Genomic DNA, 9,927 nt, shown 5'->3' with positions numbered 1-9,927 from the left:
AAAAAAACTGCAGTGAAATTGGAGATTCCTCCTATCGTCGGAATGACATTTCGCAAGTGTCATTCTGAAGGAGCCTTTTCGGCGACTGAAGAATCTAGGTCTATCGAAAAGCTAAAGATTCCTCGTCGAAGCAAAAGAACTTCCCTGTCGGAATGACATTTCGAAAGTGTCATTCTGAAGGAGCCGATAGGCGACTGAAGAATCCTCCCCACTATTTTCTAAACAGATTTCGTATATGCTGAGTGATAAAGACAACATGATGGGATAACCGCTTTTTTGAAATTTATAAGCCTGTATTGTGTTCTATATTTGATAAGTTTACTATATAATCTATTTACTTCTAACCTTCAATATTTAGGCTCACTGGTCAGAATTTTTTATTGACTAACTTAATTGGGTGCAAGGAATTGTTAACTATGATTTCAAAATCAATTACCCCAATAATCAACTCTTCTTCGGTAATTACTTCAACTTTCCATAATCCTTGTATTGCATTGTTCTTGAATGTATACCCACGATAACCAGCATTTCTACCTCCAGTGATATCATAACCGATATCCTCGACAACTTCCCATTTATTAGTAGTATCGTTATGCCATTTCCAGCGATGAAATATCGATTTATCAATATCCGTTGGAGCAAATATTGAGGTAAAAACATAAACTTCATCACCAGGAACGTAAATAAATTTTAGCCTGTGCTCTCTCCAAAACACATACCACTCATCAGATTCGTAGGTGACCACGTAGTTATGGTCTTCCACTTGAACATTATGTGCTACTATACCATTTTCTAGTGCTAGAGGTACGGGAGGAATGAGGTTGAAAAAATAAAATAAATTAATGCTTATGTAAATTATAAATACAATTCCAATAATTTTCCTCTTTTGTATTTCTGCGCGTGTACTTGGGCTTTTTTTATAAATGAAAAGTATAAACATTAGGGTTAAGACTAAGCTAACTAAACCCGAAAAAATGAAAACGCTTGTATTCATTACTTTGATAAAAACAGGTGTAATAAAAGTGAAAAAAGTAAAGCTTACAAAAAAATAGACACTAAATTGAAAATACTTATTGGATATACGCTTTTTAAGAAACTCATTGGCGATAAGTAATGCAACTAGGATAATAAAGAATGAAATTGTTTTAGATAGAGAAACACTTCTCAAGAAATAAAGAACAAAAGCACTGGAAAGACCACCAAAAAAAAACTGAATTACTAAAGGAAAGTAGCCTTCATAACGTTCAAGAAATGTGTTTTTCCACTTGCCATCGTCAGCTAAATTATATATATAAATAGTAACAGTCAATAATGTCATGTACAGTGACAATAAAATTAAGTCGTACAATCGATCAATGCGTCCAAGTGTCAATGAATCAAAAATAAATCCGCCAGTAAAAAAAATAAGTGGCGCATGTTTCTGATGTTTTTGTAGGTATTTTCGAAAATTGCTGTTTCTTAACTTAACTAATGTTCTTTTCATATAAATTTTGAAAGCATTTACATATTAAAGAATAAAAAAATAGCAATTTCTGCTTTTCTTGAACTCCGTTCTTAACCTTCCGACTTTAGTTTAATAAGACTTGACTCTATAATAATTTATCAAAAAAAAAGTGAATTTTTCCGAAATATTAATTTTCTCAATTTCATAATTTCATTGTTCAAAAGTTATTGAATAATACCAAATTAAATTTATAATATCGTATAAATAAATCAAATTATTTTTGATATTAAACGAGCGAAAAAAGCCTTTGCCTAATATATTTCGGTAAAACGATTTATGGCGACATTATAGGTTTAAATTGGTGCTACAGGTAAATTTTAAATTTACTTTCTTCTAAACCGAAGTTTACAATAAATAATTCTCATCGAAGAAAAAAACTGCAGTGAAATTAGAGATCCCTCCTATCGTCGGAATGATATTTCGAAAGTGTCATTCTGAAGGAGCCTTTTCGGCGACTGAAGAATCTTAACTGTCGAAAAGCTAAAGATTTTTCGTCGAAGCAAAAAAAGCTTCTCTGTCGGAAAGACACAAAGATTACTTGTCGACAATAAACTCTAACTTATATAATTCCAAATCGTCTTATCGTTAAAAAGGGCTCTGAAGGCCACGTTGATCATGTGGTGTTCTTCTAATTTGAAATTAGGATCGGCATTGATGACATGGTGAGCATAACTCCGTGCGATTTTTAAAATCTGATTGTCTTTAACCAAGTCAGCGATTTTTAATTCAAGGACACCACTTTGCTGGGTTCCCATCAGATTACCAGGACCTCTCAATTTTAAATCGACCTCAGCGATTTCAAATCCGTCGTTGGTTCCCGTCAGGGTTTCCATGCGGGTTTTCCCATCAGAACTCAATTTTTTCCCTGTAATGAGAACACAATAACTTTGCTCTGCCCCTCTACCTACTCGACCTCTCAATTGGTGTAGCTGTGATAAGCCAAAACGCTCAGCACTTTCTATAATCATTAAACTGGCATTAGGAACGTTAACGCCAACTTCTATAACAGTCGTAGCGACCATGATCTGTGTTTTACCTTTGACGAAGCGTTCCATTTCGAAAGCTTTATCTTCGGGCTTCATCTTCCCGTGAACAATTGAAATTTGATACTTGGGTTTTGGAAACTCTCGTTCTATACTGGCATAGCCGTCCATTAAATCTTTATAGTCAAAGTTTGCAGATTCTTCAATCAGTGGATAAACGATATACACTTGGCGGCCCTTATGGATTTCATCTTTTATAAATTTGAAAACCTTTAACCGATTGCTATCGAAGCGATGTACGGTTTTGATGGGTTTCCTTCCTGGCGGCAATTCATCGATCACTGAAATGTCCAAATCGCCATACAGACTCATGGCCAAAGTCCTAGGAATAGGTGTGGCTGTCATCACTAGCACGTGAGGAGGTAAAGTATTCTTTTTCCATAGTTTGGCACGCTGTGCAACTCCAAAACGGTGCTGCTCATCGATAACGGCTAGACCCAGGTTTTTGAATTTGACGGTATCTTCAATAAGCGCATGGGTGCCAATTAAAATATGCAATTCGCCGTTTTGAAGGCGTTCATGTAATACTTTTCTATCCTTCTTCTTGGTAGAACCCGTCAAAATCTCCACTTGAACGCCTAAAGGTTCACATAATTCTGAGATGCCCTCATAATGTTGTGAAGCCAGAATTTCTGTCGGCGCCATCAAACAGGCCTGAAATCCATTATCTATAGCTATCAACATGCTCATAAGAGCCACTATGGTTTTTCCTGAGCCAACGTCACCCTGTAATAGGCGATTCATCTGAGCATTACTTCCTAGATCTTTGCGTATTTCTCTCAGCACTCGCTTTTGAGCACCAGTAAGTTCAAAGGGGAGAACAGTGTTATAAAATGCATTGAAATACTCCCCCACTTGCTTAAACCTAAAGCCTTTAATTTTTGATTTATGAACCGCGTTTTTTCTAAGCAACTGCAGTTGGATGTAGAAAAACTCTTCAAACTTAAGTCGGAATTGCGCTTTTGCCAAAAGCTCTGAAGATTGAGGAAAATGAATATTTCTCATGGCTTCTGTCTTCGTCATTAACTTTAAATCCGCTATAATCGAAGAGAGTAAGGTTTCGCTGAAATTCCCCGATTGTTCAAGCAAACCAAACATCAAGGTGCTTATCATCCGATTGGAAATCCCACGTTTGCTCAATTTTTCGGTAGAAGGATATACCGGATGCATTTTGACGTCAGACTTTGTTTTGGCTTTTTCTAACTCTTCAATCTCCGGATGTGGCATCGAAAAGCTACCATTGAAATTATTCAATTTACCAAAAATGACATAAGGCGCATTCGTCTTCAAGTTTTCCAAAATCCATTTGTGACCTCGAAACCAAACCAACTCTATACTCCCTGTATCATCTTCAAAGTCGGCCACCAAACGTTTACCGCGTTTCATAGGAAGAGTTCGTATCCCAGATATTTTACCAATAATTTGGACTTCAGCAGAATTATCCTGCAGCTCAGATATTTTATAAAAACGAGACTTATCGATGTATCTAAATGGGAAAAACTGAAGTAAATCTTGGAAATTATGGATTTGCAGTTCTGTTTTCAATAAATCTGCTCTATTGGGACCAACACCCTTTAAGTATTCGATAGGTGTTTGTAGGGTTTTTGCATCCATAACACGAATGTAATATATTTTGCTAAAAATTGAATTTCATGGATAAAAAACCTTCTCTGCCGGAATGACATTTCGCAAGTGTCATTCTGAAGGAGCCGATAGGCGACTGAAGAATCTATCCCTTTCGAAAACAAAAAGATTCCTCGTCGAAGCAAAAAAACTTCTCTATCGGAATGACGTTGAGATTCCTCGTCGAAGCAAAAAGCGCTTCTCTGTCGGAATGACAATGGTGAGTTGGTGGCTGAGTGACCCGCTTTTTTGTAGCGGGGTGTATCGAAGCCAGGTTGAGATAGATCTTTTAACATTCAGAACATCACCTATAAAGATTCCGCATCGCGGCTACCGCCTTGCACGGAATGAAGTTTTTGTTTGAATTCTTTTAAAAACTAGTCCTGGTACTTATTTGAATACCTTTTGTACAATTCGGTTTGATGGGACTCTAAACTTATATCCCTGCCTTGTATAAAAGCTTTGGTCAAGATGTTTCCTCGCATATCGAGAGCATCGCCCTCACTTATAAAAAGAGTAGCGTCTTTACCCACTTCAAGGGAACCAATTTGATCTTCCATCCCGAGGATTTTTGCTGTGTTAAGGGTGATCATCTGTAATGCCAATTCCTTATCCACTCCAAATGCAGCAGCAGTTCCTGCATAGAATGGTAGGTTTCTTGAGTTCATGCGTTCCATACGTCCACTACCTTCCAAGGCTACTAAAACACCTGCATCACTTAATAATTTTGGCAATTTATAGGGTAAATCATAATCATCATCTTCAAAATTTGGATTGAGATGTGTCCGTTGTACCAATACAGAAATATCATTAGCTTTTAAATCGGCAGCTACTTTATAAGCATGGTATCCACCAACAATAGTGACTCTGTCCAGATTCATTTTTCTTTTAAAGCTAATGGCATCTTTGATTTCCTTTTCACCATCCACGTGGATAAATAAACCTTTTGAACCGTCAAATAGTCCATCCATAGCCTCAAATTCCAAGTCTTTTTCTTTAGAGCCAGGAACATAGGCTTCAGCATTTTTAAAATAAGCCACTAGTTCATCTATTTCTTGGGTGTACTCTTTATTTTTCTCCCAAACTCTATCCGTATCATACCAGGTACCACTTCGGCTAAACCCAGTGGGCCAGTTCAAGTGAATGGCATCATTTTCCTTAATAACAGCGTCTTCCCAATTCCAGGCGTCAAATTGAACAACGGAAGAAGTTCCAGAAATACGTCCACCTTGAGGTGTAATCTGACCCATTAACACACCGTTGGGACGCATACTTTCAACCACTTGACTTTCTGCATTGTAAGCGATTAAACTTCTAACGTGAGGTAACATTTTACCCATTTCATCTTCATCGTCCGTAGCGGCAACAGCATCAATCTCTACAAGGCCTAAAGTAGCATTGGGAGCTATAAAACCAGGATAAACATGTTTTCCTTTAGCATCAATGGTTTTTCCTTTTGCTTGAGAGGTATCTGTGCCCACATAAGTGATTTTTCCATCTTCAAAAACCACTACAGCATTTTCAACGACATCGGTATTACCAATATGAGCGGTCGCTCCTACTATCGAAATAGCTTCAGATTGCGGAGCTGCTGGGGTTTGTTGAGCATTTATAAATTGTGTAGAGGCCAACGCAACGACACAGCTTAATAGTATATGTATATATTTCATCTTATTCGTGTATATGGTTAATATCATCTAAACTATCGCAGTGTAGAAAGGCTTTCTCTTTCTTTTGAATAGGCTGAGTTTCTAAACCTTTGTTTTTAGCCTTCATCATTTTATGGATTAAGAATTGTCTTTCCTTCTGAATTTGATCGCGCATAGCTTTATCTTTTTCGATATCAAAATACACAACCCCTTCTATAATCGTTTTTTCAGGTTTCGCGTAAATGGAGAGAGGATCTGCATTCCAAAGAACTACATCCGCGTCTTTTCCTTCTTTTATACTTCCCACTCTATCGTCTAGATGAAGAAGTTTTGCAGGATTAAGCGTGACAAATTTCCAAGCGTCTTCTGCTGAAACTCCACCATATTTCATACTTTTAGCGGCTTCTTGATTTAAGCGTCTTATCATTTCGCCATCATCACTATTTATGGCAACAGTAACTCCTTGGTTGTGCATGATAGATGCATTGAAAGGGATCGCATCTTTCACTTCGTATTTGTAAGCCCACCAATCACTAAAGGTAGAAGCTCCAGCGCCGTGTTCTTTCATGATATCCGCAACTTTATAGCCTTCCAAAATATGCGTAAACGTGTTGACTTTAAAATCGAATTCTTCGGCTACTTTCATCAGCATATTGATTTCACTTTGAACATAAGAATGGCAACTGATAAATCGCTCTCCATTGATAATTTCAAGTAGAGTTTCCATTTCGTCATCGTATCGGTAAGGCTCTCCTGTGGCTTTTTTCTCACCATAAGCTTTAGCTCTAGAGAAGTAATCTCTAAACACTTGCTCCACACCCATTCTAGATTGCGGGAATCTTGAGTTCCCACCCCAGTTGGATTGTTTTACATTTTCCCCAAGGGCAAATTTTATATATTTTGGTGAATTGTCATAAATAAGGTCTTCTGCGTTCTCTCCCCATTTCAATTTTAAAATAGCAGAACGTCCACCAATTGGATTTGCAGATCCGTGTAATAACTGTATACTAGTCACTCCACCTGCAATTGCTCTATAAATACTTACATCATCTGGATCTACCGCATCTTCCATAGTGACTTCTGCAGAGGAATTGTGCCCTCCTTCATTGATGGAAGTTCCCGCGATATGAGAATGTTCATCTATAATTCCTGCCGTTAAAAACTTACCACTTCCGTCAACTACTTTTGCACCTCTATCGCTCAAATCTTTACCGATTTTATCGATTTTCCCATCCTTTAATAAAACGTCTGTATTTTCTAGCGTTCCTTCAGATTCTCCAGTAATCACTGTAGCGTTTTTAATCAACAAACGCTGTGGTTCCGTAGAGGCTTCATCCCTTCCATAAGCCAAATTAGGATAAGACATCGACAGCATTTCCATACTTTCTTCTTCTTCCTCCTTTTCTTCTTCTGAAGTTTCTGAAGATTCCTCTGTTTGTCGAGTAGCCTTAAAACTTGCGGTATCCCCATTTGCTAAAATAGCTTTACCACTGAAGTTTGATTGAAAAGGCTCTATTTTTGAAGATAAAATAGCATACTCTTCTTTGGACTTGTCAGCATCACTCAAAATTAGGGTCATCCAGTCCTCTTCATAACTAAGTTTAGTTCCTAATTTTAAAGTATCCTTTTTAACTTCAACAGAGAATTTTCCAGATTTGTTTTTGATGTCCATATCGAAAGTTTCACCATTAAGAACCAAATCATAGTTTCCTGATATATCCACAACATCCAAAGGCTCATAACTATGACGGTGACCTTGAACCCAATTTTCATGAATTTTGAATTCGTCTTCAAACAATTCGTGAGACGTGATAATAAAGTTGGCAATTTTACCCTTCTCCAACGTTCCTAAAAGGTCTGAAGCACCTATAACCTTGGCAGGCTGAGTAGTTAAAGCTGCAAAAGCTGTGGTTTTATCCAAACCTAAGTCAACTGACTTCTTAAGATTTTTGAGTAAATCGTCTGGAGATTTTAAACCCTTGGTTGTAAATGATATGTCTATACCATTTTCTGAAAGGATTTTAGCATTTACTGGAGCATACTGCCAGTGTTTCATATCTCCTAAAGAGAGGTATTCTCTTAAAAAAGGATCTTCAACATTGTAGGCGTCTGGAAATTTTAAAGGCAACACAAAGTGAGCGTTGGTCGCTTTTATTGTTTCTACTCGTTTATATTCATCTCCAGATCCAATAATGGTGTATTGTACTCCAAACTTATCTCCGATCTTATCGGCACGTAAAGCGTCTAGATAATCGTCTACAGAAAATAATTGAGGCAAACTTTTCTTAGCTAAATAAGATTCAATAGCGAGATCTTTCTCTTCTATAATATTGTTTTGATAAGCTTTGCTATCGTGATAAAATTGCCTTAACAAAGCGGTGTATCCCATTATAGAACTTGGGTAAGCTTGTCTCGATTGTTTGCTTTTGCTAAATTCATAATACATACCAGAATTCTCATTCAGCAGGTTACTGTTGAAGTTATCCCCTTCCACTAGCGCCATTAAAGCACCGTTTCCTCGTATAAATCCATCAGTCATATGAGTGTTTACAGCTCCAAAACCAGCTTTACGCAGGCTTGCTGCAGTTTTTTCATCAAATTTGAAATGAGATGTTGCAGATTGCTCTGGTCTTACATGATCATTCCAATAGTAGCCTTTTCGGTTAGGCTCGTACTGAGGCTGTGAAGAACTTGGCGCTGTTTTGATATCCTTTATTCCGAAGTCTGAATAGACCTCAACAAAGGACGGATAGATATGTTTTCCCTTGGCGTCAATTTTAACTGTATTCTCTGGTAGTTTGACATTTTTACCGGCGTCTACGATTTTTCCATCCTTAATCAAAAGAGTAGCATTTTCAACAGTCTCTGATGGAGAAATATGAATAATCGCAGATTCCAAAGCGATATAATTGCTGGATTTAGTTTTTACAGCCTTGTTTTCAGGAAAATAATCCTGAGCAAAAAGACTTAAACTAAATAAGCAAAATAATAAGAAGACATTTTGTTTCATTGAGATTAAATTTAGTGATTAATGTAATTGTTGTTGATAGTAATTGACCAGCAAGGCCACTACATAGCTATAACTTTCTATGCCTTGGGGCTGGTTGTTGACTTTTAGGTAATTGCCGTATACTTTTTCCATAATCAACTCCACTGGACCTGTGTAGGTTTCCCAAAAGTTTTGCACTTCTTGGTAGTTTTTAAGAACTCCAGGATGAAGATCAGATATCAAAACCTCTGATAGGATGGGGTCTTTTTTATACATATCATTGAGACTGTACTTTAAAGCAAAAGTTAAACCTGAGTAACGTAAAAATTTATTTTCATCTTCCATCGTGATGATAGAGGCTATAAAATTAGCTTCGTTTTCCTTAGAAAAGCCCAACTGATGTCCGATCTCGTGAGCCATCGTTGTAGGAAATTTATAAGTTGGTATTTTGTAATTATACTGAGCTTCGTTCGTAAAGGGGTTCACATAACCACTAAATCCTGCGTAGGAAAGTGGGAGCGAAAACAAAGAGGGCTTTAAGTTTTCTATCCGGTAAGTAATCTTCAAATCGGTATTGCTAGTGTTTTGATAAGCTTGAAACACCAAATTTTGAACTTCCTTTTGTGTAAAATCATAGTCAACCTTTAAACTGTCCTCAGTCACCAATTGAGAATGTAGAGTATTGGTTTGCTGAATGAGATGGCAAGTGTAATCCAATAAGTCTGCTTTGCTATATTCCGTAGAAATTCCTAAAGATTCATGAAGCGGAAGCCTGTAATAATTAAATCCCCAGAATACATGAAATAAAAAATAGATTAAGGAGACAAATGCAAAAGCTTCTAGCAGCATCGTCTTTAGACTTTTAGTTTTTCTTCGTATGAGCTTAATAAGCCATCCCAGAATAATTAATACCAAAGCTGAATAAAAAAGGTCGCCGATAGAAAAAGGAATCCATGACGTTAAAAAATGTTGAAATTGAGAGATGTAAAGAAACAACGACTGGCTATAATAGGTTTCTACCAAATCAGGACATCGCTTAAGAATGAAAATAAAAAGCAATTGAATTGGAAAAAAAATGGCCAGTAACTTTAGGTTGGTGTTTCTCAAGAATTCAATTTT

5 protein-coding genes are annotated in these 9,927 nt (G+C 37.0%); all 5 read right to left on the bottom strand.

The window, feature by feature from the left end; genetic code table 11:
• Positions 1–367: 367 nt before the first annotated feature.
• Positions 368–1,483, bottom strand: coding sequence for a DUF2914 domain-containing protein (locus tag PGOND44_RS11670; RefSeq protein WP_003442284.1), 1,116 nt, complete (start codon positions 1,481–1,483; stop codon positions 368–370).
• Positions 1,484–2,058: 575 nt separating this feature from the next.
• Positions 2,059–4,161: an ATP-dependent DNA helicase RecG gene (gene recG, locus PGOND44_RS11665; RefSeq protein WP_003442281.1), complete on the bottom strand. Its 2,103-nt coding sequence runs from the start codon at positions 4,159–4,161 to the stop codon at positions 2,059–2,061.
• Between the two features lie 386 nt (positions 4,162–4,547).
• Entirely contained in the window at positions 4,548–5,840 is a 1,293-nt protein-coding gene (locus PGOND44_RS11660) for an amidohydrolase family protein (protein WP_003442275.1), read from the bottom strand.
• Between the two features lies 1 nt (position 5,841).
• Positions 5,842–8,829: an amidohydrolase family protein gene (locus PGOND44_RS11655; RefSeq protein WP_003442272.1), complete on the bottom strand. Its 2,988-nt coding sequence runs from the start codon at positions 8,827–8,829 to the stop codon at positions 5,842–5,844.
• Positions 8,830–8,847: 18 nt separating this feature from the next.
• On the bottom strand, positions 8,848–9,915 hold the full coding sequence (locus PGOND44_RS11650) for a DUF3810 domain-containing protein (protein WP_040556105.1): 1,068 nt from the start codon (positions 9,913–9,915) through the stop codon (positions 8,848–8,850).
• Positions 9,916–9,927: the final 12 nt, after the last annotated feature.

This window comes from Psychroflexus gondwanensis ACAM 44, assembly GCF_000355905.1.
Lineage (GTDB): Bacteria > Bacteroidota > Bacteroidia > Flavobacteriales > Flavobacteriaceae > Psychroflexus > Psychroflexus gondwanensis.
Note: the sequence above shows the minus strand (reverse complement) of the source record. Positions and strands in the feature narration are given on the sequence as shown.

Coding starts and splice junctions, on each gene's coding strand:
- PGOND44_RS11670 (WP_003442284.1), bottom strand. CDS start 1,483: ATGAAAAGAACATTAGTTAAGTTAAGAAACAGCAATTTTCGAAAATAC.
- recG (WP_003442281.1), bottom strand. CDS start 4,161: ATGGATGCAAAAACCCTACAAACACCTATCGAATACTTAAAGGGTGTT.
- PGOND44_RS11660 (WP_003442275.1), bottom strand. CDS start 5,840: ATGAAATATATACATATACTATTAAGCTGTGTCGTTGCGTTGGCCTCT.
- PGOND44_RS11655 (WP_003442272.1), bottom strand. CDS start 8,829: ATGAAACAAAATGTCTTCTTATTATTTTGCTTATTTAGTTTAAGTCTT.